Here is a 24,444-nt window from a genome sequence, read left to right as displayed (position 1 = left end):
ACCAGGACAACCATGACTTCCATCGTAGACACCAGCGTCAAACACTTCGGCAGCAACATGCTCGCGGCCCCCGTCGTCAACGGGGTTGCGGGCTCTCTCATCGCGGCGATCGACGCTTGCGGGGTCAACGGGTTCGACCTGAAGAACGCGACCTCGCTCACCGTTGCCGGCGGCGTGGCCACGCTGGCGTTCAGCGGACAGCACAGCGCTGTAGCGGACGCCGTCATCACGGTGACGGGCAGCAGCATCGCCGCGCTCAACGGCGAGCAGAAGGTGACAGCGGTCGGGCCCGGCGTCGTGAGGTTTGGCACCGCGGCCGCGGACGGTGTTGCCTCGGGCTCGATCTCTTTCAAGATAGCGCCCCTCGGTTGGCTCAAGGTGTACAGCGGCCCCAACAAGGCGGTCTATAAGAGCGCAGATCCCACCAGTTCGGGCTGCTATCTGCGCATCGATGACAGTGGCACCACGTTCGCTCGCGTGGTCGGCTACGAATCAATGACTGATGTCGATACCGGCGTCGGCCCATTCCCGTCCGTCGCTCAGATCGCCGCAGGCGGCTACTGGGCGAAAAGCTCGGTGGCGAGCGCGGCGCCCACGCAGTGGCTGATCTCTGGAGACAGCAAGGCCTTCTTCTTCACAAGTGCCGCCTCCTTCGCGAGCAACGCAGGCTACTTGGGCACGGTCACTCGCGGCTTCGGAGACCCGATCACGCAAAAGCCGGGCGGCGACCCCTATGCTTGCTTTTTGAACTGCAGCCTGGTGAGCACCGTCCCCAGCAGCATCGACGGCAGTTTTGATCGCCGCTGGGACGGCACCAACAACCAGACCTTCTCGCCGCGAACGCACACCGGCCTCGGTTCCGCTGTGGCTCAATATGCGCGGACCATGACTGGCAGCAGCTCGCTGTCCTCGGGGCAAGACTCGACGCTCGGTGCCTTTCCGAACGAGTGCGTGGATGGAGCCATCCGGCTCAGTCGGCGCGCGATCGTCCAGGTGGGATTTGCCGGCATCCGTGCGTTCGTGCCGGGCGTCTATCACATCCCGCAAGACCGACTCGCAGGGTCGTTCAACAACTTCGACAAGTTCACGGCGACCGATGGCCGCAGGTTCATGCTGATGCTGACCTCGTCAGCGACGCTGGACACCACCGCAACTGCTGTGTTCGGTGCGGTTCCGATCGATGTCACCGGGCCGTGGCGCTAAGACATGGCAATGGTTGACCTGGGCAATCTGGTTACGGTGGACTACACGGCCGCGGCGGGGGCGACAGCGCCTGCGACGGCCTATGCCAACTGGGCCGCTGAATTGGGCGTCTCGCCCACGGCCACCCTCTATGCGATGGATGCTGACGACAGCTCGTGGGCCGTCAATTTCGCCGCATCGCCCATGGGCAGCTCTCCGGTCATCGTCGGGATGGTGTCCTCGGAAGGCGGCGTCGGGTTCTACAAGAAAGCGCCGGTCAACACCGCGGCGCTCAACGTCACGACGATCCCGAATGTGAGTCGAATGAATGTGCTGACGGATCGGCCAGACGTGCTGTTCACCTTTCACCCGCAGGCCGACTTGAAGAGTGTCGGCTTGAAACTGCAGCGCGCAGGGACAACCACGATCATTGGCGGCCGGGTGCAGCAGTACCAGAGCACAACGACCCCGATCAACGTCGCGGATTTCGCGATGCGCCTCAATGGCAATTCCGGTTGCGTGTTGATCGTCTCGGCGCCGGCGGGGGACACGCCCGTCCCGCTGTACGTCATGGACGGCACGGTCAATCTATCTGGTGCGCTTATGGACACGGTAGCCGCTGGCACCACCCGCCAGATCTCGGCTTCGGTCAGCTATGCCACCGCGGCATTGAGCGCAGCGCGTCTCGATGAACTGAAGGTAGTGAACTCGCTTGCCTGGACCGGCACGCCCGTCGCGATGCGCCTGTTCGGAGATGGCCGAGTCAGTCGAAAAAACTACCAACTGGGCGACCTCGGCCAGGGCATCGGCCGGGTCAAAGGCACCGTCAAGAACAAGGGGACGCCGAGCAACACCCCGGTCTATCGCCGCGTGCGCCTTCTGCGGCTGCGCGACAGCATGGCGATCCGCGAGCAGTGGAGCGATCCGGTCACGGGGGCCTACGACTTCCAGTGGATCGATGAGCTGCAGGATTACATCGTCATGAGCCTGGACCACACCCGCAACTTTCGGATGGTCTCGGCGGATTACGCCGTCGTGGAGCTGATGCCGTGAGCCTCTCGATCTCCCTTGACTTCGTCGGCGCCGCCAACGTCGGCCGGCGCGACTTCCTTGACGTCGGGCCAGGACACGCGACGATCGAGGTCTTCAGCACGAACAGGCCACCCGGCGGCGCACCTCCAGGCGGCGCGCCCATGGTCGTCGTCGTCCTGGCCAAGCCCTGCGGCGAGGTGATCGACGGGCTGCTGCACCTCCTGGCCAATGAACCGGCCGGCGAACTGATCCTGGTCGGGGACGGGAGCACCCCAGCCAAATGGGCGCGCTTCAAGAATGGCGCGGGCGCCTGGGCCATGGACGCCGATGTCTCCGTCGAAGGCGGGGGCGGCGAGGTCCAGTTCCCCAACGTAAACCTCATTGCTGGCGGCCGCGCACCCCTGAGTCCCAGCGCCATCGGGTAGCCCGTGAGCGACAACGACCTCGTCTTCAGCAGGCCCGCGTCCGGCACCAGCAACGACCTGGTCTTCGGCGATGACGACGGCCCTGGCGTCGGCGACACCAGGGTCACGGTGTTCGCGATGCTTCCGCCGCCGGCGGTCGCTGTCCATGCCGGCATCGCCCTGGCCATGTCGATCGCCGCGACGTTTCCTCCGCCCGTGGTCGACGTGCGCGCGGCCTATGTCAGCGGCGCCAGCCGGCCGCTGGTCGGTTCGCTGCGCTCGGGCTGGCAGGAAGCCGCGCCGCTGGAGAACGACATCGAGCTGCGGCACCGTGTCGGCATGAAGGCCGGCGCCGCGCTTGACGCCGACTGGGAGCAGGGGCGCCACCTCGGGCAGTCCGTCAGCCCATCGCATCAGAACGCCCAGGCGATGGTCGTGCCTACGGTGCTGCGCTACCAGCAGGGCATCCGCCAGGCCGGCCGTGACGCAGTACTGCGCCACGGTGATGCACTGCGCGGCGCGCGGCCGCAAGTCGACGTGCGGTTTCAGCAGGGCACTGCGCTGAAGGTCGAGCTGGTCGCCAGCAGGTGGCAGGACGGCAGCCGTGACCTTCGCCCCGAGCTGGCGATCTCGTGGCAGGACGGCCGGGCCTTGAGCAGAGGGATCGCCGTCCCCAGCCGCCCCGGGACGCATCTCGGCCGCGACTGGGCCACTCGGTTCCAGCAAGGCATGAAGCCGCCTGCAGGCATCCAGCCAGTCGACCCGGTCGAGCCGCCCAAGGAGCCCTGCTACGTGCCCAGCAACGACCTCGTCTTCTCCGAGGCATGGGCACCAGGCAACAACCTGCTTTTCATCTGCGAGCGGCACAGCGGCCAACCGGCGCCGCTGGTCATTCCCCTCCTGAGGTACTACATGACCACCCATTCGATCTTCGCAGTCCTGCTGCCCACGCTGGAGCCCGTCAGGCTGTTCGACGTGTCGATCTCGGCCGACGAGGGGAACCCGGTTTGGAGCCTGTCCGCGACCGGCCCGCTGCATCTGCTCGACCAGCTCAAGCCAACCAGCACGCCCAAGCAGATCCGCATCACCGTCGACGGCATGCCGTGGGTCTTCGCCGTCGAAGGCTTTCGCCGCTCGCGTGAGCCAGGCGAGCGCCTCGTCCAGATCACTGGCCGCAGCATCACCGGCCTGGTCGGCGGTCCGAAGCTCCCGGCGCAGACCTGGCTCAATGCAAGCGACACGACCGCGCAGCAGCTGGTGCTGCAGGCGCTGGAGTTCACTGGCGTCGACGTCGAGTGGCAGATCCCGGACTGGCTGGTGCCTGCGGGCGCTTGGAGCTTCCGCGGGACACCTCTCGCGGCCGCGGTGCGCATCGCCGAGTCGGTGGGCGCGGTGCTGCAGAGCCACCCGACCGACGCCAAGCTGTCTTTCCTACCGAGGTATCCGCTGATGCCCTGGGAGTGGTCCGCGGTCGATACAGTGCCCGACGTGGCGGTGTCCAGTGCGGCGATCACGACCGATGACATGGAGATCCGCGAGGAGCCGGCCTGGGAGGCCGTGTACGTGTGCGGCACCACTCAGGGCGTTATCGGCCATGTCCGGCGTGCAGGGACCGCTGGGGCCCTGCTGGCATCTCTGGTGACCGACGACCTGATCACCCACACCGACGCCGCCAGGGAGCGCGGTCGCTCGATCCTCGGTGCCGGCGGCCGCCAGGCCGAGCAGGCCGTGTCGCTGCCGATCCTGACCGGCGGGACGCTGCCAGGCGCGCTGCGCGTGAATCAGCTGCTACACGTCGACGAGCCGGCCGAGGCCTGGCGCGGCATGGTGCGCGCCATGACGCTGCGCAGCGGCGAGATCGAGTGGCGGCAGACCGTTCGCGTGGAAAGGCACTTGGCATGACATCGGGCAATCTCTTCCTGCGCCTGCAGGAGCTGCTGGCGGGCGACCCGGTCTTCATTGGCACGGTGGTCGCGATCCACGTCGACGGGACTGCCACCGTAGCCATGCAGGGCGGCGGCCAGCTGCGCCTGCGCAACCCGCTGGCCAGCGCATTGGACGCGCGTGTGTTCTTCGAGGGCAGCGTGATCACCGGGCCAGCGCCGGATCTGCCCGTGGTCGAGATCGAGATCTAGGAGGGCGCCACCGACGAAAAAAGAACGGGCGACCTGGTCGGGTGCTGTAACACCTCCCCAGGCCCCAACACGCAGAACGAGCCTGCAAGCCGGCAAGGCCCGCCCACCCTGTACAGAGCGGGACCGAGCCTACCAAAGATTCCAAATACGGAAACGGGCTTGCAAATGGAAGAAATCAGATGCGGCGCATGCCGCCGGAAGCTGGGCATGGGAGTCTTCTCCCACCTGGTCATCAAGTGCCCCCGCTGCGGGGCCATGAACACCCTGAGGGCCGCGCGCCCCACACCCGAGCGCCCTGAGCGCCTTTCAACCGAAAGAGTGCCTCATGCGATCGTCACCCATCATTCCCTGGCTGGGAGGCAAACGCCGCCTGGCTGACCTACTGCTCGGCCGCTTCCCGCCGCATTCGTGCTACGTGGAAGTGTTCGCTGGGGGCGCGGCCCTGTACTTCCTGCGCCACCCGGCCGAGGTCGAGGTCATCAACGACGTCAACGGCGACCTGGTCAACCTCTACCGGGTCGTGAAACACCACTTGGAGGAGTTCGTCCGGCAGTTCAAGTACGCGCTGTCGAGTCGCCAGATCTTCAAGTGGACGCAGGACACGCCGCCCGAGGTGCTGACCGACGTTCAGCGGGCGGCGCGCTTCTTCTACCTGCAGCAGCAGGCATTCGGCGGCCGCGTCCAAGGCCAGACCTGGGGCACGGCCACCACCGCGCCAGCCATCAACTTGCTGCGCATCAAGGAGAACCTCAGCGCGGCCCATTTGCGCCTGGCCAGCGCGTACATCGAGCAGCTCGACTGGGCGACCTGCCTGGACCGCTACGACCGGCCCCACACACTGTTCTACATGGACCCGCCTTACTGGGAGACCGAGGGCTACGGCGTGCCCTTCGAGTGGAGCCAGTACGAGCTGATGGCGGCCAAGCTGCGCCAGATCAAGGGCAAGGCCATCATCAGCCTCAACGACCACCCGGACATCCGACGGTGCTTCGAGGGCTTCGGCATGGAGAGCCTGGCCATCGACTACACCGTGGGCGGGGGCGCGAACCGGGCCGAGCGCCAGGAACTGATCATCTACAGCTGGGACCGGGAGGCGGAGCCAGCGGGTCTGTTCTAGCCGGCAATAAACTCGACCTCCACGAAGGAGGTTCCATGTCGCAACAGATCCGTTGGAAAAACTGCTATGGCGACATCGTCGCAACCAGGTTCGGCTTAACGGCGCAATGCCTACTCGACGAAGTTGTCGAGCCTGGTCTCGATGTTTTGGAAGCCCGAGTGGCCGCGCTCAACGAAGAGGAAGACCAGTTGCTCGTGGCTTTCGTGATGCTCGACCGTGATCTCCTGAACCACGCCACTTGCCTGGGCTACTGCCTTGCCATTCAATCCCTCTGGGAGCGACAACTGCGAAGCTATCTGCAGGCGTGCGCGAAGGACCTGAAAGTACCAGGCGCGTTCGAGCGGGCGAAAGCTTCGAAGTGGACCGAAGTGGAAGCATTGTTTGAAGAGCTTCGCGGCGCTCCGCTTGCAGCCTTTGCCGAGTACCCCGACCTCTCGTTGCTTCATCTTCTGGGCAACGTCTGCCGTCATGGCGAGGGCGCTTCACTGGAAAAACTGTACAAATCTCATCCCGAGCTTTGGCCAAGCCGTCTACCGTGGAGCGACGTGCCACCGCCTCCGGAATGGAGCTTTGTTCCTACGGTTGACGGCCTTGAGATCGACCGCGCGCTCCTTCGGCAGCTCGTGAACGCGATCGTTTCGTTTTGGGAGGAGGCGGACTGCCTCTACATGGAGAACTTCACCACCTACCACCCGAGCGCCTTGAAGAGGCGGGATGAGCTGAGGGTCATCCGCGCGGGGCGTAGGGCGAAGCTGGCATAGGGCTGGAGGGTTAGATCGGGCGCGCGAAGCAGGCGGACCAGAACATGTGGCTGCTCTTGTGATGCCGGGCCTCGTTCAGCTTGAAGGCGATCAGCACGCGGCCGAACCGCTCCAGGTCGACCTCCACCTCCCGGAAGGCGGGTTGGCCGGCGGCGGGAGGCGGCAGGCGCGCCGCAGCGCTGTTGACCTCCTCGACGGCGAGTGACGGCAACATTCCATTGGGCGCCCACTCCCCGTATTTGGGCTTATCCCCATAGGTCAGCAGCATCTTCATCGCCGCAACGCCGTTTCGGATGCCACGGTCCTCGTCGCAATTGTTGAAGATCATGTGGGCGTGGCGCACCTTGTAACTCAGCCGGACGAACTCGGCGACCAGGCTCTTCAGCTCACCATCGCCGTACTCGTAGGAGAAGCGCTCCGCAGGGGATTCCACCGCCTTGTTATAGGTCTCCGCATTCCGGCCATGCAGCCTCAGCAGGGCGTAGTCGCGATTGGTCACCTCCCACACCGCCGGCACCGAGTTGTCGGCCCCTTGTGGACCGTCGACCACCGTGTGAACGACGTTCATGGCGCGCAGCCAGGCCAAGGTCTCGACCGTGCGCTTGGTGTCTTCCCACCACGAGCGATGACGGAATTCAATGCTGATCGTGTCCCGGGGCAGGCGCTGCACGCATTGCTCTATGTGGGCTGTGACCCTGGGCGATGGCACAACCGAGGGCGGGAACTGAAAGTGGATGAGTCCCAACTTGCCATTCGCGCGCAGCGGCTCCAGCGCCTGGTCGAACGCCTCCCAGAGCGCCTCACGTACCTCAGACGGGCTGTCGCGGAACAGTAGGCGTTTGCGGCCGGGCAGCATCTCCTTGACCGCCTTGGGGAGCACCTGCACATCCGTCTGATGCCCTGTGAAGAACCTGAAGGCCTTCAGGTTGAACCGGAACCCCGCTGGAGTGCGTGCCGCCCAGTTGTGAGCCATGGTCGGCGTGGGGATGGCGTAGTAGCTGCTGTCGACCTCGACCAGCGGGAACACCGAGGCGTAGTAGCGCAGCCTGGCTTCGGGGGTCTTCACGTCGGCCGGGTAGAACCGGCCGCAGTCGACCAGGGTCTTTTCAGCCCAGGATGCATGTCCGACAAGTGTGGCCATGGGACATTATGGGCACCCTCATCGCAGTGGGAAATGGAGTCGGTGCAGCGTGATGACATCTTGGCGCCATGCCTCGACGCGAGCCTCGTAGGCATCCGTTCTGGCCTGAATCTCACTTTCTGCCAGGGCGGGCCGGGCGCCAGGGTTGACGGGCACCGGCTCAACGCAGGGGAACGGCGGGACGGGAATGCCCGCTCCCTGCAGGGCCTCGATCAGATGGATGACTCGTTGCATGGGGGCGAGGATACGCCCAGGCTCGTACCATTCACTCAGGGCGTAATTCGGTTGCAACCCGTGAAATCGAATCAGCGCCTAGTTATCACACCGATTCGAGCGCACTTATCGCGGCGCGCTTCAAGAACATGCCGTGTTGCTGCGGGCGTATGCCCGGGTGCAGGAGCGCTGCTCGCGCCTGCTGGCCGAACAGGCCGCGCTGGTCGAACGGCTCGAGGCGCAGGTGGTGCGCCTGCGTGGTGCGCTGGTGGCGCGCGACTCGGCCATTGCGATGGTGCGCGAAGAGCTCGCGGCGCGAGCGGCCGTCGGCGGCGCGCTGCCCAAGCGCCTGAACGCCCTGCTGTCGCCGGGCAGCCGGCGCCACGAGATGCCGCCCACGCCCGAAGCACCCGCCGATCTGCGCGAGAAGGCCGTGCTGTGCGTCGGCCGCGAGGAAGAGGCGCCGTCGCTCGCGCGGCAGCTGGTCGAAATCGCCGGTGGGCGCTATCTGTATCACGACGGCGGCGACGATGCCGACGACCCCGCGCTCGAAGCCGGCCTGCGCGCCGCCGATCTCGTGATCTGCCAGACGGGCTGCGTGAGCCACGGCGCCTACTGGCGCGTGCAGGACCATTGCCGACGTACCGGCAAGCCCTGCGTGCTGGTGGGCGAGCCGCAGCCGATGCTGTTCGTTAGGCAGCAACCCGCGACGACCGAAAAAGTCGACTAGCTGTCCGCCAGCCAGCCGGTGACCTTGGCAGCGTCGTGCGTGAAGAGGCGCCAGGTGGTCACGCCTTGCGGCAGCGTGAGCGGCAGACGGAGCAGCTTGCGGTCGCGTGCGACGATGGCTGTGAACTTCGTCGTGTCGCCCAGGTACAGCGCGAGGTCGTCGAGCTTGGCGATGCGCCAGGCCTGTACAGACTTCTTCTTGCCAACGGCGGGCAGCTCGATGCCGATCCACTCGTCGTTCGCGGAGAACCCGGCCTTTTCGGCCGCACCACCGCGCAGCACCACCTTCACCTGCACGCTGCCATTGGTTTCGGCCACGCGCACGCCCAGAACCTGCGCCTGCTGCGACGGATCTTCGAGCGTGGCAACGCCATGCGCGCGCAGCAATTGCGAGAGCGGCAGCTCCTCGGTCGAATGAACCCAGCGCGCGAGTTCCTGCGCATACGAGCGGCCGCTCACGGCCTCGAGCGCGGCCGCTATGTCCGCTTCGCTGATCGGCCCGCCGCCGCTGTGCGTCCACAGGTGGCGCATCACGTCGTCGAGCGAGCCCTTGCCCTCGTGGCGCAGCGTGAGGTCGAAGCACAGCGCCACCAGCGCGCCCTTGGTGTAGTAGCTCACCGTGCTGTTGGGTGTCTGCTCGTCCTGGCGGTAGTACTTGACCCAGGCATCGAAGCTCGCGTCGGCGACAGGCTGCACGAGCCGGCCCGGCGTCTGCTGCACCTGGTTGATGGTCTTGTTGAGGAGGCGCAGGTAGGCCGCGTCATCGATGCGTCCTGCGCGGCGCAGCAGCAGGTCGTCGTAGTAGCTCGTGAAGCCCTCGAAGAACCACAGCAGCTGCGTGTAGTTCTCGCGGCTGTAGTCGTAGTGGGCGAACTCCGCCGGCCGCATCCGCTTGACGTTCCAGGTGTGGAAGTACTCGTGGCTGATGAGGCCCATCAGCGTGGTGTAGCCCTCGGGCTGCTTCTTCTTTTCGCCGCGCTGCGGCAGGTCGCGGCGGTTGCAGATGAGCGCCGTGGAATGCCGGTGCTCGAGCCCGCCGTAGCCGTCGTCGACCGCGTTCAGCATGAAGACGTAGCGGTCGATCGGCAGCTTCGGTCCGCCGCGCTTGCCGGCCTTGTCGCCGTGCCAGAAGCGCATCTCGGCTTCGCAGATGGCCTTGGTGTCGGCGATCAGGCGATCGCCGTCGAACGAGGCGGCCGCGCCCGCGATCACGAAGCGGTGCGGCACGCCGCAGGCATCGAACTCGGCGCTCCAGAAGGCGCCCATTTCCACCGGGCTGTCGGCCAGCTCGTCGTAGCCGCTCGCCTGGTAGCTGCCGAATCCTTGCTTGTCGACCTTCGTGGGCACGAGCGCGGTGGCGCATGACCACGCGGCGCCGTCGGCCGTCGATGCGGGAGCGACGATTTCAACTGCATGCGGCGCATCGATCTGCCCTTCGACGCGCAGGCAGAGGCTGGTGCCGTTGAAGAAGCCGCGCTCGGCATCGAGCCAGGCGGTGCGCACCGAGTTGTCGTACGCGCAGACCAGGTAGTGCAGCACCAGCGGCTGGCCCGGCGCGCAATCGACCAGCCAGCTGCATTTGTCGACCTGTGTCAGCGTGGGCTTGCGGCGCCCCTGCGTGGCGCGCAGGCCCTGCAGGTTCTTGGCGAACTCGCGCACGAGATAACTGCCCGGGATCCACACCGGCAGCGTCACCCGCTGCAGCGCGGCGGGCGCGTCGATGGTCAGCGTGACGGCGAAGAGATGCGCATGCAGGTCCGCGCATTCGATGCGGTAGCGCACGCCCGCAGCGGGCGCGGACGCGGCGCGCCGCGTAACGGCTTTCGTCGCCATCAGCTGGCGGAAGCGGCGAGTTGCTTCTCGACCTGCTCTGCGGGAATGGCGCCCGGCGTGCGCGTGCCGTTGCTGAAGATCAGCGTGGGCGTGCCGGTGATGTTGTACTTGCGGCCAAACTCGACGTTGCGCTGCAGCGCGGTCACATCACAGCTGCTCGCTGCGGTGGTGGGCTTGGCGCCAGTTTCCATCCAGTCGCCCCAGGCCTTGCCCTTGTCCTTGCTGCACCAGATGTCGCGCGACTTGACGCTCGAATCGGGGCCGAGCACCGGATAGAGGAACAGGTAGACGGTGACGTTGTTAACCGTCTTCATGTCCTTCTCGAAGCGCTTGCAGTAGCCGCAGTTCGGATCCTCGAACACCGCCAGCTTGCGCTTGCCGTTGCCGCGCACGATCTTGATCGAGTCCTGCAGCGGCAGCTTGTCGAAGGCGACCTCGCTGAGCTTCTCGACGCGCTCCTCCGTGAGGTTGCGCCGCGTCTTCGCATCGATCAGGTTGCCCTGGATCAGGTAGCTGCCCTGCTCGTCGGTGTAGAAGATCTGCGAGCCGTTCACGCGCACCTCGTAGAGGCCGTTGACCGGCGACTTCGTCACTTCGTCGATCGGCGGGAACTGCGGAATGTGCGTGGGGAGGTTCTTGCGGATCTCGGCTTCGCCGGCGGTGGCCGTCATGACCGCGCCCAGCGTACAGGCGGCAAGAAGAAGGTTGCGTACGAGTGTCATCGGTAGGTCCGTTCGATTCGAATTAGGGCGTCATGCCTTCAGGCCCATGGCCTGCGCAGTGATCCAGTGCTTGACGAGGCGCGTGCGGTCGAAACCGCGCATGCCCCAGTTGCGCAACGCAGGCAGCGGGCCCAGGTTGTGCGAGAAAAGTTGTTGCAGGCCGTCGGTCGCCAGGCTCATCTGCAGCACATCGGCGCGGCGGGCGCGTTCGTAGCGGCGCAGGAGGCGCGCGTCGCCCACGCTGCGCCAGTAGTCGCGTGTCTTGATCACCTCGGCGAGCGCGGCCGCATCGGCCAGGCCGAGGTTCAGGCCCTGGCCCGCGAGCGGATGCACCGTGTGGGCGGCATCGCCCGCGAGTGCCCACGACCGGTTCGGCTGCCCGGGCATCGCGCCGGTCCAGCGGTCGGCGATGGCGCGCGCGAGCGGCCAGGCTGCGCGTTCGCTCGCGAGCTTGAGTGCACCGAGCGCGCCGTGGCTGGCTTCGGTCACCGCGGCGTTGAATTCGTCGTCGCCCTGTGCGAGCAGTGCCGGCGCGCGCAGTTGGTCGACAGACCACACCAGCGCGACCGTCTTGCCGTGCGTGCCGCCCAGCGGCAGCAGCGCGAGCACTTCGCCCTTGTCGTTGAACCACTGGCGCGCAATGCCGTCGTGCGACTGTTCGGCTTCGAGGCGCGCAGCGACCGCGTGCTGCGGATAGCGCGTGACTTCGTAGCTCACGCCGAGCGCTTCGCGCGTGGCGCTGGCCTTGCCTTCGCACACCACGGTGAGCGGCGCGGGCACGGGCTCGGCCACGACTTCGATCTGCGGCTGGAAGCGGACCGCATCGGCCAACTGCTGCTCGAGCGCCGGTACATCGACGATCCACGCCAGCGCGTCGACCTTCTGCCGTGCCGCGCTGAACTGCACGCGGCCGCCTTCGTCGCCATGCACCAGCATCTCGCGCACCGGTGTGGCATGGGCCGCATCGGGCCAGGCGCGCAGCGATTCGAGAAGAGTGCGGGAGGCGGTGTTGAGCGCGTAGGCGCGAATGTCCTGTTTGCCCTGCGCAGTGGGTGGCACCACGAGCGCCACGCGCACGCGCTCGCGAGCGAGCAGCAGGGCCAGCGTACGGCCGACGATGCCGGCGCCGCGAATGCAAACTTCTGGGGGGAGGGCCATCGGACAATTGTAGGAGTTGCCCGTTCGCCGGCGCCCTGCGCCTGTCCCCCGGTGGGCGAGGGGCTTCCCGGCGGCGCGGATGCGGGACAATCGCGGTCGCTTTCCAAGGATCCAAGGAACCCCCACCGTGTCGCAGCCCGTTTTCGACCTCGAAGCCACCATCTCGCGCCTGTTTGTCTACCCCGTCAAGTCATGTGCCGGTGTCGAGCTGAATGAAATGCTGCTGACCGAAACCGGCCTGGAGTTCGACCGGGCCTGGATGGTGGTCGATGCCAACGGCGAATTCGTCACCCAGCGCCAGATCCCGCGCATGGCGCTCATCAAGCCGCAGATGAAGCACATGGAAGTGGTGCTGCGCGCCCCCGGCATGCTGGCCCTGCACCTGGCCTTCGACCGGGTCGAGAAGCCGGTGCGCGTGCGGGTGTGGAAAGACGAAGTGGCCGCCTACGACATGGGCGACATCGCCGCCCAGTGGTTCAGCGATTTCCTCTCCGAGCCCGGCAAGCCGCAGACTCTGCGGCTGGTGCGCTTCGACCCCGAGCACAAGCGCCTGTCGAGCCTGAAGTGGACCGACGGCGTCGAGGCGCTGAACCAGTTCGCCGACGGCTATCCGCTGCTGGTGGCGAGCGAGGGCTCGCTGGCCGAGCTCAATGAAAGGCTCGCGGCGGCGGGTCACGAGGCGGTCGGTATCGAGCGCTTCCGGCCCAACATCGTGCTGGCCGGCATCGAGTCGCATGACGAAGACCGCGTCGATGCGCTGCATGTCACCACGGCCGAAGGCGAGGCCGAGCTCAGGCCGGTCAAGCCCTGCACGCGCTGCCCGATCCCGGACATCGACCCGGCCACCGCCGTGAGCAGCCCCGAGGTCGGCAATGTGCTGCGCACCTACCGCGCGGATGCGCGCGTCGATGGGGGCATCACCTTCGGCATGAACTGCATCGTGGTGCAGGGCGTCGAATACATGCTCAAGGTCGGGCAGACCGTGGGCGCGAACTACCGGTTCGAATAGCTCAGAAGGTCACGCCCGCACACAGCACGATGTTGGCGTAGGGCGTGCATTCGCCGGTGCGGATCACGGCTCTGGCCCGTGCGCTCAGGCGCTTGAGCTCCTCGTGCGAGATCGTCTCCGGCACCACGGCCAGCTGGCCTTCGCACCATGCGGGCAGCGTGCCGGCGGGCAGTTGCTCCACCGCTTCGCGTGCCAGCAGCGCGCGCTCCACCTGCATCTCCGACAGCACGGCCTTGAGCACGTCCGCAACGCGCGGAATGCCAGGCGTGAGCGCGAGGTCGATGCGCTTCGGGCCATCGGGAATCGGCAGGCCCGCATCGCCGATGACCACCATGTCGCCATGCCCCAGCGCGGCAATCACTTGCGAGAGTTCGGCATGCAGCAGGGGAGAGCGTTTCACAGCGTGATCCAGTCGGGAGGCAAGGGACTCTGCAGCACGGCAGCGCGCTGCGGAATGGAGGGTTGGGCGCCGGGCTGCTGGATGCAGAGCGCCGCGGCGCGGATGCCCAGGCGCACGGCTTCGTCGAACGATTGGCCTTCGCCCAGCGCCACGGCCAGCGCACCGAGAAAGGTGTCGCCCGCGGCGGTGGTGTCGACGGCTTGCACCTTCGGCGCGGGATGGTGGCGCGCACCGTCGGCGTCGACGGCCACCGCGCCGCGCGAACCGAGCGTGACGACCACGCGCGCGATGCCCTTGGCGCGCAGCGCCTTGCCGGCCAGCGCGGCTTCCTGAGGGCTGTCGGCGGACTGGCCGCACAGCGTCTCGGCCTCGATCTCGTTGACCACCAGCGTGTCGATGCGCGGCCAGAGCGGCTCGGCAATCGCCTGTACCGGCGACGGATTGAGCAGCACCTTGCAGCCCGCTTCATGCGCGACCGAGGTGGCGCGTGCCACCTGGTCCATCGGCGTCTCGAACTGCATCACCAGGAAGGCGGCGCCCTGCAGTTGCTGGCGCAACGCGGCCTCGTCGATTTCGACCTTCGCGTTGGCGCCGGGAATCATCACGATGCGGTTCTGTCCGCTGTCTTCCACCAGGATCAGCGCCGTGCCCGTGGGCTCGGCATCGACCGTGCGCAGCGCGGCGGTGTCGATGCCGTCGCGCTCCAGCGATTCGCGCAGCGCACGGCCGTGGGCGTCGTCGCCCACGCAGCCGATCATGCGCACCTGTCCGCCTTCGCGCGCACAGCTCACCGCTTGATTGGCGCCCTTGCCGCCGGGGATGTTGGCGATCGAATGGCCGAGCAGGGTTTCGCCCGCGGCCGGTGCATGGGGGACGCGCAGCACCAGGTCCATGTTGAGGCTGCCGAGCACCACGATGCGCGGTGGCGGCAGCGACGGTTCGGGGCTGCGGGAAGAAGGCTTCGGACTCACGGGGTGCGGGACTTTCGGTTTTCCGTTGAAGGCGCCGCGCCGGAGGCGGGCGCCGAAGAAGAAGGCGCGGGCGCGGTGGCCTCGCGGAAGCTCGCATGGCGCGCGGTCGAGGCGCGCACCCGCAGCTCGGGCTGCAGCACCACCTTGCGCGCATCGCGCCGCTTGCCGCCGACGCGTTCCAGCAGCATGTCGACCGCCAGCGCGCCGATGCGCTCCTTGGGCTGCGCCACGGTGGTGAGCGGCGGGCTGGTGTAGGCAGAGAGTTCGATATCGTCGAAGCCGACGATCGAGAGCTCGTCGGGCACGTGCACGCCGCTTTCATGCGCGGCGCGCAGCGCGCCGATGGCCATCAGGTCGTTGCACACGAACACCGCCGACGGCGGATGCTCGGTGCGCAGGATGGCGTGCATCGCCTCGTAGCCGCTCTGGCTGGTGAACGCGCCGCGCCACAGCAGCGCATCGGCATTCGGCGTAGTTCCAGCCTCGGCCAGCGCCATGCGCCAGCCTTCGATGCGCTGCTCGCTGGGCGTGAGGCCCACCGGCCCGCCGATGCAGGCGATGCGCTTGTGGCCGAGCGACAGCAGGTGCCGCACCGCGAGCAGGCCGCCCTGCATGTGCGCGGTTTCCACCAGATCGCAGCTCGGGTCGGCGATCTCGCGGTCGACCAGCACCGTGGGAATGCGCAGGCCCTGCAGCTGGGTCACGAGCGAATCGTCATCGCCCGTCGACACCACGATCAGCCCGTCGATGCGGCGTTCGGCCAGCACCTGCAGGTACACGCTCTGGCGGCGGGGCTCGTCGTCGGTGTTGCATAACACGAGCGTGTAGCCGGCGCCGAAGCAGCGGTCTTCCACGATGCGCACGATCTCGGCGAAGTAGGGGTTGGAGCTGTTCGGGATCAGCATCCCGAGCGTCGAGGTGGTGTTGCTCTTGAGGCTGCGCGCCATCGCGTTGGGCACGTAGCCGAGTTCGCGAATCGCCAGCTCCACGCGCTCACGGCCCTTGGCGCTCACATGGCGCGTGTCATTGACCACGTGCGAGACGGTGGTGACGGAGACTCCCGCGCGCAGCGCGACGTCCTTGATGGTGGCCATGGTTTGTTGTTCCTCGTTCCTTGTCAGGCCAGGCGGCGGTCCGCACGGCGCTGACGCAAGGTGTCGATGATCACCGCAACCACGATCACGGCGCCCGTGATGATCCGTTTGCTCGGCTCGCTCGCGCCCACCTGCGCAAGCCCGGCCTCGAGCACCGCGATGATCAGCACGCCGAAGAAGGTGTTGACCACCGAGCCGCGCCCGCCCATGAGGCTGGTGCCGCCGATGACCACGGCCGCGATCACCTGCAGCTCGATGCCGACACCCGCATTCGGGTCGGCCGCTTCGAGGCGCGCCGACTGCATCAGGCCCGCGAGCCCCGCAAGAAGACCAGTCACGGCGAACACGATGATGCGGATCGGCCGCGGATCGACGCCCGCGAGGCGCATCGCCTCTTCGTTCGTGCCGATGCCCACCACATGCCGGCCGAACACCGTGCGCGTGAGCACCATCTGCCCGACGATCACCAGCACCACCGCGAGCACGAAGGCAGCGGAGATGCCGCCGATCCACGGTGCGGCCAGCCCCGAGATCGCGTCGCCAACGTACTGCGTGCGCGAATCGGTGACGAGGTAGGCGCCGCCGCGCACCGCTTCGAGCATGCCCAGCGAGACGATGAAGCTCGGCAGCCGCCAGGCGACCGACACCGCGCCCGTGACCGTGCCGCAGATGAGGCCCGTGGCCAAGCCGAGCACCGCGGCGAGCGGCACCGAGAGCTTCCATTCGAGGATGGCCGCAGCCGTCACGGCCGCGCTGAGCGCGAGCACCGAGCCGACCGACAGGTCGATGCCCGCGATGATCAGCACGAAGGTCATGCCCACCGCCATCACGGCGAGCGCGGGGATTTCGTTGGCGATCGAGATGAAGGTCTCGCGGGTGAGGAAGTATTCGCTCATCGAGCCGAAGAGCGCGACCATGCCCACCAGCACGACGGTGAGGCCGAGGTAGGTGCCCAGCTGGCCTTTCAGTGCGGAGGTGCGCGGGTTGGAAGTCGAGGCGGCTGCGTTCATGGTGTCTCGGCGGTGGCCGGCTGGGCCGGGTTCGAATCGGGGAGGGCGGAGGGAGATGCCGGCGTGGCAGCGGGGCGTCCGGTGGCGTCGCTGAAGGCGGCGGCGAGCAGCGATTGTTCGCTCCACTCGCCGCGCTCGAACACCGCGACCAGCCGGCCCGCGCTCATCACGCCGATGCGGTCGCACATGGCCATCAGCTCGCGCAAGTCGCTCGACACCATCAGCAGGGCCTTGCCGGCGTCGGTCATGCGGTCGAGTTCGGCGTACAGGTCGGCGCGCGCACCGACGTCGACGCCGCGCGTCGGTTCATCGAGCAGCAGCACCTTGCATTCGCGGTGCAGCCAGCGTGCGAACACCACCTTCTGCTGGTTGCCGCCGCTGAGCGTGGCAACGGGTTGTTCGATGCTGCGCGAGCGGATGCGCAACAGCTCCACCAGTTGCCGCGCGATGTTGCGCTCCTTGGCGCGCTGCAGCCAGCCGGCGTACGAGATCGCGCCCAGGTCGCTCAGCGTCGCGTTGACGCGGATCGATTGCGTGAGCAGCAAGCCCTGTGATTTGCGGTCTTCGGTGACGAGGCCGATGCCGGCGCGAATCGCCTGCATCGGCGAGCGCCAGCCCTTGCGCACGCGCTGCACGGGCTCTGCACCGGTCTTCGCGTCGTAAAGGGAAATTTCACCGCGGTCCGCGCGGTCGGCGCCGAACAGCAGGCGCACCAGTTCGGTCCGGCCCGAGCCGACGAGGCCGGCGAGGCCCATGATTTCTCCGGCGCGCAGGTCGAGGTCGACATCGCGCACCATCTGCGCCCGGCCGAGGCCACGCGCGCTCAGCAGCACCGATCCGGCGACGCGGCGCTCGCGGCCTTCGTGCTCGTGCACCGCGCGGCCGACCATGCGTTGCACCAGCTCGGATTCGCGCACGCCGGCCATGGCGCGCACGTCCACCAGCTTGCCGTCGCGCAGCACCGCCACGCGGTCGGCGATGCGCTGCAGCTCCTCGAGGCGGTGCGACACGTAGACGATCGCCACGCCGCGCGCCTTCAGCAGTTCGATCTGCTCGAAGAGGTGCGAGGTCTCGCGCGGCGTGAGCATCGCGGTGGGCTCGTCGAGCACCAGCACGCGCGTGTCGTCCTGCAGGTTGCGCGCGATCTCGACCATCTGCTGCTGGCCGATGCCCAGCCGCGCGACGGGCGTGGCCGGGTCGATGTTCTCCATGCCGATCTTGGCGAGCTGGCGCGCGGCCAGTTCGTAGAGCTTCGCCTTGCGGATCCAGCCGGTCTTGTTGGGCAGGCGGTCGAGCAGCAGGTTCTCTGCCACCGACAGCGTGGTGACCAGCCCCAGCTCCTGCATCACCATGCGCACGCCCAGGCGCTCGGCATCGCGGCGCGAGCCGGGCTGGAAGGGCTCGCCGTCCAGCAGCATCTGGCCGCGCGTGGGCTGCACCAGGCCGCAGACGATTTTCGAAAGCGTGCTCTTGCCGGCGCCGTTCTCACCCGTGAGGGCGAGCACTTCGCCGGCGTTCAGGACGATCGAGACGTCGTCCAGCACCGGCGCCGCGTAGTCCTTGCCGAGCGCACTCAGCGAGAGCACGGGAACGGGCGGACCGGAATTCATGGCGGGTGCTGCGTTCAACGTCTTGGCTCTCTCGATTTACTTGGAGTCTTTGGTGACGAGCACCACGTCGGTCTTCACTTCGGCGGGCATGTCCGACTGCTTCTTCTTGTCGGCGATGGCCTTGAGCGCGGTCTCGATGCCGAACACGGCCTGCTTGGCGGCGAACTGGTCGGCGGTGGCGAGCACGCGGCCGTCCTTGAGCATCGGCTTGATGGCGCCGATGTTGTCGTAGCCCACGACCAGCACCTTGCCGGTCTTGCCCGCGGCCTTCACCGCTGCCACTGCGCCCAGCGCCATGCTGTCGTTGCCGGCGAGCAGCGCCTTCAGGTCGGGGTGCTCGCGCATCATGCCGGCGGCAACGGTGTTGCCCTTGTCGATTTCCCACTGGCCCGACTGCACGCCCACCACCGTCACGTTGGCGGCCTTCATGGCGTCCTGGTAGCCGAGGGTGCGCTGCTGCGCATTGAAGGTGGTCGAGACGCCTTCGATGATGCCGACCTTGTCGCCCGCCTTCAGCTCCTTGGCCAGCGCGTCGCCCACCAGCTTGGCGCCGGCGCGGTTGTCGGGTCCGACGAAGGGCACCTGGATGCCCTTTTCCTTCAGCGCGGCGGCGTCGAGCTGGTTGTCGATGTTGACCACCAGGATGCCCTTGTCGATCGCGGCCTTGATCACGGGCACCAGCGCCTTCGAATCGGCCGGCGCGATGACCAGCGCATTGATCTTCTGCGCCACCATCTGCTCGACCATCTTGATCTGGGCGGAGGTGTCGGTCTCGTCCTTGATGCCGTTGGCCACCAGCGTGTACTTGGCGGCGTTGGCCTTGTTGTGTGCCTTGGCGCCGTCTTCCATGGTGCGGAAGAACTCGTTGGCCAGCGACTTCATGACCAGCGCGACCTTGGGCTTGTCCTGTGCAAAGGCGGGCGTGGCGGCGATGGCGCCCAGCAGCGTGAGCGCGGCGGCGCTTTGCAGGGTGCGGCGGGTGAACTTCATGGGGTGTCTCCTGAGGTGGTTGAGCGGTACGCCGGTCTTTGCCGGGCCCCCGATATTACCGAACGAAAACGTTTGCGCAAACGTTTGCTAATCGGGTTTAACCCTGAGTTTTCGGGCGATGGAAGAGGGGGGCGAAGACCTGCGGGACGGGCACGAAACCATGGTCGCCTAAAATCCCCGGTTATCCAAGAGGACCTCCCATGAGTTTGCAATGCGGCATCGTCGGCCTGCCCAACGTCGGTAAATCCACCCTTTTCAATGCGTTGACCAAGGCCGGTATCGCAGCGGAAAACTATCCGTTCTGCACCATCGAGCCCAACGTGGGCGTGGTGGAAGTGCCCGATCCGCGCCTGGCCCAGCTGAGCGCGATCGTGAGCCCCGAGCGCGTGGTACCCGCCATCGTCGAGTTCGTCGACATCGCCGGCCTCGTGGCCGGCGCCAGTACCGGCGAAGGCCTGGGCAACAAGTTCCTCGCGCACATCCGCGAGACGGATGCCACGGTGAACGTGGTGCGCTGCTTCGACGACGACAACGTGATCCACGTGGCTGGCAAGGTCGACCCGATCTCCGACATCGAAGTGATCCAGACCGAACTCTGCCTGGCCGACCTCGCCACGGTCGAGAAGGCGCTGCACCGCCACACCAAGGTGGCGCGCTCGGGCGACAAGGACGCGCAGAAGCTCGTCGGCCTGCTCGAACGCTGCCAGGCCGCGCTGAACGAGAACACGCCGGTGCGCGCGCTCGAGTTCACGAAGGAAGAGCAGCCGCTGGTCAAGAGCTTCACGCTCATTACCGCCAAGCCCGCGATGTTCGTGGGCAACGTGGCGGAAGACGGCTTCGAGAACAACCCCTACCTCGACCGCCTGCGCGAATACGCAGCCAAGCAGGGCGCGCCCGTGGTCGCGATCTGCGCCAAGATCGAAGCCGACCTGGCCGAGATGGACGACGAGGACAAGAAGATGTTCCTCGCCGAAATCGGCCAGGACGAGCCGGGCCTGAACCGCCTGATCCGCGCGGCCTTCAAGCTCCTCGGCCTGCAGACGTACTTCACCGCCGGCGTGAAGGAAGTGCGCGCCTGGACCATCCACATCGGCGACACCGGCCCGCAGGCGGCCGGCGTGATCCACGGCGATTTCGAGAAGGGCTACATCCGCGCCCAGACCATCGCGTTCGATGACTACATCGCCTTCAAGGGTGAACAAGGCGCGAAAGACGCGGGGAAGATGCGGTCGGAAGGCAAGGAATACGTCGTGAAGGATGGCGACGTGATGAACTTCCTGTTCAGTTCATAAATCGGCTCGCCCCCAGGCTGCGCGCACTTCGTGTCGCTTCTCCAAACCCCTACCGGGGGCGACACCTGCGGCCCAGCGGAGCCGGTTCCGCGGTGTCTCGCGAAGATTCAGCCAGGGCTCTGCGACTACTTCGCAGCTTGCTGCTTGCCCCACACCACCGTGTTGTCCACCGCATAGGCCGCACACACCACCTTGCGCTCCGCGCATCCCTTGAGGTGCTCGGTCAGCGCCGCCGAGTTGGTGGCAGTGCCGAACTTGTTGTCGCTGGTGATCAGGAAAGCGCGCGGCCGTGCCTGCAGCAGAAACTGGCGGTACGCGACGCGTATCTGCGCGGGGTCGGTACCGACGACCGGCAGACCTGCTTCGTCGGCTAGGTCGGCATGGCCTGAAGGCGCGGGCTCGCCGTTGGCGTTGAGCGCCACGCCGACGTTCTTCAGCAGCTCGCGCCACTTCGTCATCTCCGCGATCACGCGCTGCGGCAGTTCCATCACCCACTGCGCCGGATAGGCAAAGCCGAGGTTCGCGCCGCCGGGCGCCACGCTGTCGGTGACGCCGACGAGCCGGCCCTCCTCATCGAACAGCCCGCCGCCGCTCGAACCCGAGGACACCGGTGCGGAGGTCTGGATGATCGGCAACTGGCCTTGCGACCGGGGCCGCAAGGCGGAGATCAGCCCTTCGCTCAATGTGAGCTCGAGTCCCTGCGGGCTGCCGATGGCGAACACGCGCTGGCCGACACGCAAGCCTTCGACCGGCGCGATCTGCACGGCCGGCAACTGCAGCGGTGTTTCCGTCATCAGCACGCACAGGTCGCGCGACGGATCGGGGTCGCGCAGGATGCTCTTGATCTTGATGGTGGTCTGGCCCTGCGTCACGGTGGCCGACATCGCACCGTTCACCACATGGCAGGCCGTGGCCAATGCCGCAGGCGTCACGGCGACTGCGCTGCCAACGCTGGTCTTGTTGGCGCCTTGGTCGCCCTTGACGGTCCAGACCGCGGGCGATGCCTTGCGAAAGACTTCCTCGGGCTGCAGCGCCCATGCGTGGCAGGCCAGGGCGCCGAGGCAAAGGCCGGCTGCGAGAGGCTTCCAGGGCCGGAGGGAGTTTTTCATCCGGACGAGTGTAGGAAGCGGCCCTCCGGCTCCCCGTAGGCGGGGGCGCTGTATCGGTGGGTGTCAAAGCCCCGTGGTCGCTGCTGTTGGTTAGACTGCGCGCGCCCCGATTTCTCCACAAGGTCCGCCGCCATGCTCACCGTTCACCATCTCAACAATTCGCGCTCGCAGCGCGTGCTCTGGCTGCTCGAAGAGCTCGAACTGCCGTACGAGATCGTTCACTACCAGCGCGATCCGCAAACCATGTTGGCGCCCGCTTCGCTCAAAGCCATTCACCCGCTTGGCAAGTCGCCGGTGGTGACGACCGACGACGGCCTCACGCTCGCGGAATCGGGCGCGATCATCGAGACGGTGATCGAGCGCTACGGCCATGGCCGCCTTGCGCCCGCGGCCGGCACGCCCGAGGCGTTGCGCTACCGCTACTGGATGCATTTCGCCGAAGGCACGGCGATGTCGCCGCTTCTGCTCAAGCTGATCTTCGACCGCATCGAGACGAGCAAGATGCCCTTCTTCGCAAAGCCCATCGCCAAGGCCATCGCGGCCAAGACCAAGGGGGCGTTCATCAACCCGAACATCGCGAGCCATCTGAACTACATGGAGTCCGAACTCGGCAAGAGCGAGTGGTTCGCCGGCAACGAGTTCAGCGGCGCCGACATCCAGATGAGTTTCGTGATCGAAGCCGCGCAGGCGCGCGGCGGGCTCGATGCGAAGCGGCCGAAGCTGATGGCGTACCTGGAGCGCGTCCATGCGCGCCCCGCGTACAAGCGTGCGCTGGAACGCGGCGGCCCCTACGGCTTGTTGAGCTGAGGTTCCGTCAGGACGGGAAGATGTAGATCAGCGCGACCGTCATCGTGACGTAGCGCAGAAATTTTCCGATGGCCATGTAGCCAAGACATGGCCAGAACGGCAGCTTGAGCCAACCTGCAACTGCGCACAGCGGATCGCCCACCAGCGGCAGCCAGCTCAAGAGACATGCCTTCGGCCCCAGCCGCTCGAGCCATCCGAGCACGCGCACGTGGTGTTTCGAGTGTGCGTATTTGTCGGCGACCTTGTGCGCGCCATAGCCCATCCACCAGTCGACCGCGCCGCCCAGCGTATTGCCGACCGTGGCCACCGCGATGGCCGGCCAGAACATGTCGGGGTTGAGTTTCAGCAGGCCGAACAGAAAGGGTTCGGAGCCCACGGGCAGCAGCGTGGCGGAAACGAAGGCGGCGACGAACAGCGTCGAGAGGCCGTACTGCGGCAGCGCCAGCAGCGCCATGAGGGAGTCGAGCCAGGCTTGCATAAGGTCGCGGAGTATAGGCAGCGCTCACGTCGCACCCACGTCGGAGAAGGCCCCGCGAAACATTGGTGTTTACGCCTGTTCTGCAGGCGCAAATCGTTTCAGTCGCTGAAATCGCAGGTGGCTACAATCGTGCCTCATTTTTCAGCAGCCGAACGCGCACCGCCTCCTTCCCATGACCTTGCAGATCGGCACCCACACGCTGGAAAACCGCCTGTTCGTCGCGCCCATGGCCGGCGTGACGGACCGGCCCTTCCGCATGCTGTGCCGCGAACTCGGCGCGGGCTATGCGGTCAGCGAGATGGTCACTTCGCGCAAGGAGCTCTGGGGCACGCTCAAGACATCGCGCCGCGCCAACCACGACGGCGAGCCTGGCCCCATTGCGGTGCAGATCGCCGGCACCGATGCGGCCATGATGGCCGAGGCCACGGTCTACAACATCGAGCGTGGCGCGCAGATCATCGACATCAACATGGGCTGCCCGGCCAAGAAGGTCTGCAACAAGTGGGCGGGTTCGGCGCTGATGCGCGACGAGCCGCTGGCACTTGAAATCGTGCAGGCCGTGGTCGATGCGGCGCAGCCCTACAACGTGCCGGTCACGCTGAAGATGCGCACCGGCTGGAGCGAAGACAACCGCAACGCGGTGAAGCTCGCGCGTGATTTCGAATCGGCCGGCGTACAGATGCTCACCGTGCACGGCCGCACGCGCGAGCAGGGCTACAAGGGCCACGCCGAGTACGACACCATCGCGGCCGTGAAGGCCGCGGTGCGCGTGCCGGTGGTGGCCAACGGCGACATCACTTCGCCCGAGAAGGCGCGCGACGTGCTCGCGGCCACCGGTGCCGACGCGGTGATGATCGGCCGCGCGGCGCAGGGCCGGCCCTGGATCTTTCGCGAGATCTCGCACTTCCTGGATACCGGCACTTACCTTGCCTCGCCGCTGGTGGTTGAAGTCCGCCGCCTGCTGCTCGATCATCTGGTGGAGCACTACGCGCTCTACGGCGATTTCAGCGGCGTGCGCACCGCGCGCAAGCACATCGGCTGGTATGTGCGCGCGCTGCCCGACGGCGAAGCGTTCCGCGGCCGGATGAACACCATCGAGGACTGCGCGGAGCAACTGCGCGCGGTCGGCGACTATTTCGACGGGCTTGCGGACCGCATGGACCGCATGCCCGCACACCAGGCGGCCGAAGAACTGTCCGGTGAAGAGGAGACGGCCTGCGCCGTCGATTGAGAGAAGAAGAGAAGAA

The 24,444-nt window shown here is 66.8% G+C and carries 26 protein-coding genes; 13 read left to right on the top strand and 13 right to left on the bottom strand.

Annotation, left to right across the window (positions count from 1 at the left end; translation table 11 throughout):
• Positions 1–12 precede the first annotated feature (12 nt).
• The 8 genes from GNX71_RS29060 to GNX71_RS29025 all read left to right on the top strand — a co-directional run bounded on the left by GNX71_RS29060 (position 13) and on the right by GNX71_RS29025 (position 6,631).
• Entirely contained in the window at positions 13–1,203 is a 1,191-nt protein-coding gene (locus GNX71_RS29060; RefSeq protein WP_206175624.1) for a hypothetical protein, read from the top strand.
• 9 nt (positions 1,204–1,212) lie between these two features.
• Entirely contained in the window at positions 1,213–2,235 is a 1,023-nt protein-coding gene (locus GNX71_RS29055) for a hypothetical protein (protein ID WP_206175623.1), read from the top strand.
• Positions 2,232–2,639 carry a hypothetical protein gene (locus GNX71_RS29050; RefSeq protein ID WP_206175622.1) on the top strand — a complete coding sequence of 136 codons (408 nt, stop codon included), beginning with the start codon at positions 2,232–2,234 and terminating at the stop codon, positions 2,637–2,639. The genes GNX71_RS29055 and GNX71_RS29050 overlap by 4 nt, the downstream gene beginning before the upstream one ends.
• Positions 2,640–2,642: 3 nt before the next feature.
• Complete coding sequence (locus GNX71_RS29045) at positions 2,643–4,520, top strand: hypothetical protein (protein WP_206175621.1); 1,878 nt, start codon at positions 2,643–2,645, stop codon at positions 4,518–4,520.
• A complete protein-coding gene (locus tag GNX71_RS29040) occupies positions 4,517–4,753 on the top strand; it encodes a hypothetical protein (protein WP_206175620.1) in 237 nt (78 codons plus the stop codon). Before GNX71_RS29045 ends, GNX71_RS29040 begins: the two co-directional genes overlap by 4 nt.
• 165 nt (positions 4,754–4,918) lie before the next feature.
• Positions 4,919–5,131: a Com family DNA-binding transcriptional regulator gene (locus GNX71_RS29035; protein ID WP_206179752.1), complete on the top strand. Its 213-nt coding sequence runs from the start codon at positions 4,919–4,921 to the stop codon at positions 5,129–5,131.
• Positions 5,079–5,870, top strand: coding sequence for a DNA adenine methylase (locus GNX71_RS29030; protein ID WP_206175619.1), 792 nt, complete (start codon positions 5,079–5,081; stop codon positions 5,868–5,870). Before GNX71_RS29035 ends, GNX71_RS29030 begins: the two co-directional genes overlap by 53 nt.
• A gap of 35 nt (positions 5,871–5,905) precedes the next feature.
• A complete protein-coding gene (locus GNX71_RS29025; RefSeq protein WP_206175618.1) occupies positions 5,906–6,631 on the top strand; it encodes a hypothetical protein in 726 nt (241 codons plus the stop codon).
• Between the two features lie 10 nt (positions 6,632–6,641).
• On the opposite strand, the gene GNX71_RS29020 is transcribed toward GNX71_RS29025, so the two are convergent.
• Together GNX71_RS29020 and GNX71_RS29015 are read right to left on the bottom strand one after the other, a co-directional pair.
• On the bottom strand, positions 6,642–7,772 hold the full coding sequence (locus GNX71_RS29020; protein ID WP_206175617.1) for a DUF72 domain-containing protein: 1,131 nt from the start codon (positions 7,770–7,772) through the stop codon (positions 6,642–6,644).
• Positions 7,773–7,790: 18 nt separating this feature from the next.
• Positions 7,791–8,006 carry a hypothetical protein gene (locus tag GNX71_RS29015; RefSeq protein ID WP_206175616.1) on the bottom strand — a complete coding sequence of 72 codons (216 nt, stop codon included), beginning with the start codon at positions 8,004–8,006 and terminating at the stop codon, positions 7,791–7,793.
• Between the two features lie 133 nt (positions 8,007–8,139).
• Here GNX71_RS29015 and GNX71_RS29010 point away from each other — a divergent pair, with 133 nt between their 5' ends.
• Positions 8,140–8,715 (top strand): DUF2325 domain-containing protein, encoded by a 576-nt coding sequence (locus GNX71_RS29010; protein WP_206175615.1) that lies wholly within the window; start codon positions 8,140–8,142, stop codon positions 8,713–8,715.
• Here the strand turns inward: GNX71_RS29010 and GNX71_RS29005 are convergent.
• Genes GNX71_RS29005 through GNX71_RS28995 form a run of 3 tightly spaced genes read right to left on the bottom strand, consistent with a single transcriptional unit; the run spans position 8,712 to position 12,427 of the window.
• Positions 8,712–10,547 (bottom strand): M61 family metallopeptidase, encoded by a 1,836-nt coding sequence (locus GNX71_RS29005; protein WP_206175614.1) that lies wholly within the window; start codon positions 10,545–10,547, stop codon positions 8,712–8,714. The two genes, GNX71_RS29010 and GNX71_RS29005, sit on opposite strands and share 4 nt — an antisense overlap.
• Entirely contained in the window at positions 10,547–11,269 is a 723-nt protein-coding gene (locus GNX71_RS29000) for a DsbC family protein (protein WP_206175613.1), read from the bottom strand. The genes GNX71_RS29005 and GNX71_RS29000 overlap by 1 nt, the downstream gene beginning before the upstream one ends.
• A gap of 30 nt (positions 11,270–11,299) precedes the next feature.
• Positions 11,300–12,427, bottom strand: a complete 1,128-nt coding sequence (locus tag GNX71_RS28995) for an FAD-dependent monooxygenase (protein WP_206175612.1) — start codon at positions 12,425–12,427, stop codon at positions 11,300–11,302.
• A gap of 127 nt (positions 12,428–12,554) precedes the next feature.
• On the opposite strand from GNX71_RS28995, the gene GNX71_RS28990 reads away from it, so the two are divergent.
• Positions 12,555–13,436 (top strand): MOSC N-terminal beta barrel domain-containing protein, encoded by an 882-nt coding sequence (locus GNX71_RS28990; RefSeq protein WP_206175611.1) that lies wholly within the window; start codon positions 12,555–12,557, stop codon positions 13,434–13,436.
• 1 nt (position 13,437) lies between these two features.
• On the opposite strand, the gene rbsD is transcribed toward GNX71_RS28990, so the two are convergent.
• From rbsD to GNX71_RS28960, 6 genes are read right to left on the bottom strand one after another with little or no spacing between them, the layout of a single operon-like run.
• On the bottom strand, positions 13,438–13,836 hold the full coding sequence (rbsD, locus tag GNX71_RS28985; RefSeq protein WP_206175610.1) for a D-ribose pyranase: 399 nt from the start codon (positions 13,834–13,836) through the stop codon (positions 13,438–13,440).
• Entirely contained in the window at positions 13,833–14,807 is a 975-nt protein-coding gene (gene rbsK / locus GNX71_RS28980) for a ribokinase (RefSeq protein ID WP_206175609.1), read from the bottom strand. Before rbsK ends, rbsD begins: the two co-directional genes overlap by 4 nt.
• The gene (locus GNX71_RS28975) at positions 14,804–15,901 is read right to left on the bottom strand and encodes a LacI family DNA-binding transcriptional regulator (protein ID WP_206175608.1); all 1,098 of its coding nucleotides are present in this window, start codon (positions 15,899–15,901) and stop codon (positions 14,804–14,806) included. The genes rbsK and GNX71_RS28975 overlap by 4 nt, the downstream gene beginning before the upstream one ends.
• 23 nt (positions 15,902–15,924) lie before the next feature.
• Positions 15,925–16,911: an ABC transporter permease gene (locus tag GNX71_RS28970; RefSeq protein WP_206175607.1), complete on the bottom strand. Its 987-nt coding sequence runs from the start codon at positions 16,909–16,911 to the stop codon at positions 15,925–15,927.
• Complete coding sequence (locus GNX71_RS28965) at positions 16,908–18,521, bottom strand: sugar ABC transporter ATP-binding protein (RefSeq protein WP_206175606.1); 1,614 nt, start codon at positions 18,519–18,521, stop codon at positions 16,908–16,910. Before GNX71_RS28965 ends, GNX71_RS28970 begins: the two co-directional genes overlap by 4 nt.
• 36 nt (positions 18,522–18,557) lie before the next feature.
• On the bottom strand, positions 18,558–19,511 hold the full coding sequence (locus GNX71_RS28960) for a sugar ABC transporter substrate-binding protein (protein WP_206175605.1): 954 nt from the start codon (positions 19,509–19,511) through the stop codon (positions 18,558–18,560).
• A gap of 200 nt (positions 19,512–19,711) precedes the next feature.
• On the opposite strand from GNX71_RS28960, the gene ychF reads away from it, so the two are divergent.
• Positions 19,712–20,803 (top strand): redox-regulated ATPase YchF, encoded by a 1,092-nt coding sequence (gene ychF / locus GNX71_RS28955; RefSeq protein ID WP_206175604.1) that lies wholly within the window; start codon positions 19,712–19,714, stop codon positions 20,801–20,803.
• A gap of 125 nt (positions 20,804–20,928) precedes the next feature.
• On the opposite strand, the gene GNX71_RS28950 is transcribed toward ychF, so the two are convergent.
• Positions 20,929–21,912, bottom strand: coding sequence for a trypsin-like peptidase domain-containing protein (locus GNX71_RS28950; RefSeq protein WP_206175603.1), 984 nt, complete (start codon positions 21,910–21,912; stop codon positions 20,929–20,931).
• A 132-nt stretch (positions 21,913–22,044) separates the two neighbouring features.
• Here GNX71_RS28950 and GNX71_RS28945 point away from each other — a divergent pair, with 132 nt between their 5' ends.
• Positions 22,045–22,719, top strand: coding sequence for a glutathione S-transferase (locus tag GNX71_RS28945; RefSeq protein WP_206175602.1), 675 nt, complete (start codon positions 22,045–22,047; stop codon positions 22,717–22,719).
• Positions 22,720–22,726: 7 nt separating this feature from the next.
• Here the strand turns inward: GNX71_RS28945 and GNX71_RS28940 are convergent, their stop codons facing one another.
• Positions 22,727–23,197: a YqaA family protein gene (locus tag GNX71_RS28940; protein ID WP_206175601.1), complete on the bottom strand. Its 471-nt coding sequence runs from the start codon at positions 23,195–23,197 to the stop codon at positions 22,727–22,729.
• 172 nt (positions 23,198–23,369) lie between these two features.
• Here GNX71_RS28940 and dusB point away from each other — a divergent pair, with 172 nt between their 5' ends.
• The gene (dusB, locus tag GNX71_RS28935) at positions 23,370–24,428 is read left to right on the top strand and encodes a tRNA dihydrouridine synthase DusB (RefSeq protein ID WP_206175600.1); all 1,059 of its coding nucleotides are present in this window, start codon (positions 23,370–23,372) and stop codon (positions 24,426–24,428) included.
• Positions 24,429–24,444: the final 16 nt, after the last annotated feature.

The organism is Variovorax sp. RKNM96, assembly GCF_017161115.1.
GTDB lineage: Bacteria > Pseudomonadota > Gammaproteobacteria > Burkholderiales > Burkholderiaceae_C > Variovorax.
This window is presented reverse-complemented; position numbering and strand designations above follow the sequence as displayed.

Coding starts and splice junctions, on each gene's coding strand:
- dusB (WP_206175600.1), top strand. CDS start 23,370: ATGACCTTGCAGATCGGCACCCACACGCTGGAAAACCGCCTGTTCGTC.
- GNX71_RS29020 (WP_206175617.1), bottom strand. CDS start 7,772: ATGGCCACACTTGTCGGACATGCATCCTGGGCTGAAAAGACCCTGGTC.
- GNX71_RS29025 (WP_206175618.1), top strand. CDS start 5,906: ATGTCGCAACAGATCCGTTGGAAAAACTGCTATGGCGACATCGTCGCA.
- GNX71_RS29000 (WP_206175613.1), bottom strand. CDS start 11,269: ATGACACTCGTACGCAACCTTCTTCTTGCCGCCTGTACGCTGGGCGCG.
- GNX71_RS29035 (WP_206179752.1), top strand. CDS start 4,919: ATGGAAGAAATCAGATGCGGCGCATGCCGCCGGAAGCTGGGCATGGGA.
- GNX71_RS29060 (WP_206175624.1), top strand. CDS start 13: ATGACTTCCATCGTAGACACCAGCGTCAAACACTTCGGCAGCAACATG.
- GNX71_RS28995 (WP_206175612.1), bottom strand. CDS start 12,427: ATGGCCCTCCCCCCAGAAGTTTGCATTCGCGGCGCCGGCATCGTCGGC.
- GNX71_RS28945 (WP_206175602.1), top strand. CDS start 22,045: ATGCTCACCGTTCACCATCTCAACAATTCGCGCTCGCAGCGCGTGCTC.
- GNX71_RS28940 (WP_206175601.1), bottom strand. CDS start 23,197: ATGCAAGCCTGGCTCGACTCCCTCATGGCGCTGCTGGCGCTGCCGCAG.
- GNX71_RS28965 (WP_206175606.1), bottom strand. CDS start 18,521: ATGAATTCCGGTCCGCCCGTTCCCGTGCTCTCGCTGAGTGCGCTCGGC.
- GNX71_RS28960 (WP_206175605.1), bottom strand. CDS start 19,511: ATGAAGTTCACCCGCCGCACCCTGCAAAGCGCCGCCGCGCTCACGCTG.
- GNX71_RS29015 (WP_206175616.1), bottom strand. CDS start 8,006: ATGCAACGAGTCATCCATCTGATCGAGGCCCTGCAGGGAGCGGGCATT.
- GNX71_RS28975 (WP_206175608.1), bottom strand. CDS start 15,901: ATGGCCACCATCAAGGACGTCGCGCTGCGCGCGGGAGTCTCCGTCACC.
- GNX71_RS29030 (WP_206175619.1), top strand. CDS start 5,079: ATGCGATCGTCACCCATCATTCCCTGGCTGGGAGGCAAACGCCGCCTG.
- GNX71_RS29055 (WP_206175623.1), top strand. CDS start 1,213: ATGGTTGACCTGGGCAATCTGGTTACGGTGGACTACACGGCCGCGGCG.
- ychF (WP_206175604.1), top strand. CDS start 19,712: ATGAGTTTGCAATGCGGCATCGTCGGCCTGCCCAACGTCGGTAAATCC.
- GNX71_RS28950 (WP_206175603.1), bottom strand. CDS start 21,912: ATGAAAAACTCCCTCCGGCCCTGGAAGCCTCTCGCAGCCGGCCTTTGC.
- GNX71_RS28970 (WP_206175607.1), bottom strand. CDS start 16,911: ATGAACGCAGCCGCCTCGACTTCCAACCCGCGCACCTCCGCACTGAAA.
- GNX71_RS29040 (WP_206175620.1), top strand. CDS start 4,517: ATGACATCGGGCAATCTCTTCCTGCGCCTGCAGGAGCTGCTGGCGGGC.
- GNX71_RS29005 (WP_206175614.1), bottom strand. CDS start 10,547: ATGGCGACGAAAGCCGTTACGCGGCGCGCCGCGTCCGCGCCCGCTGCG.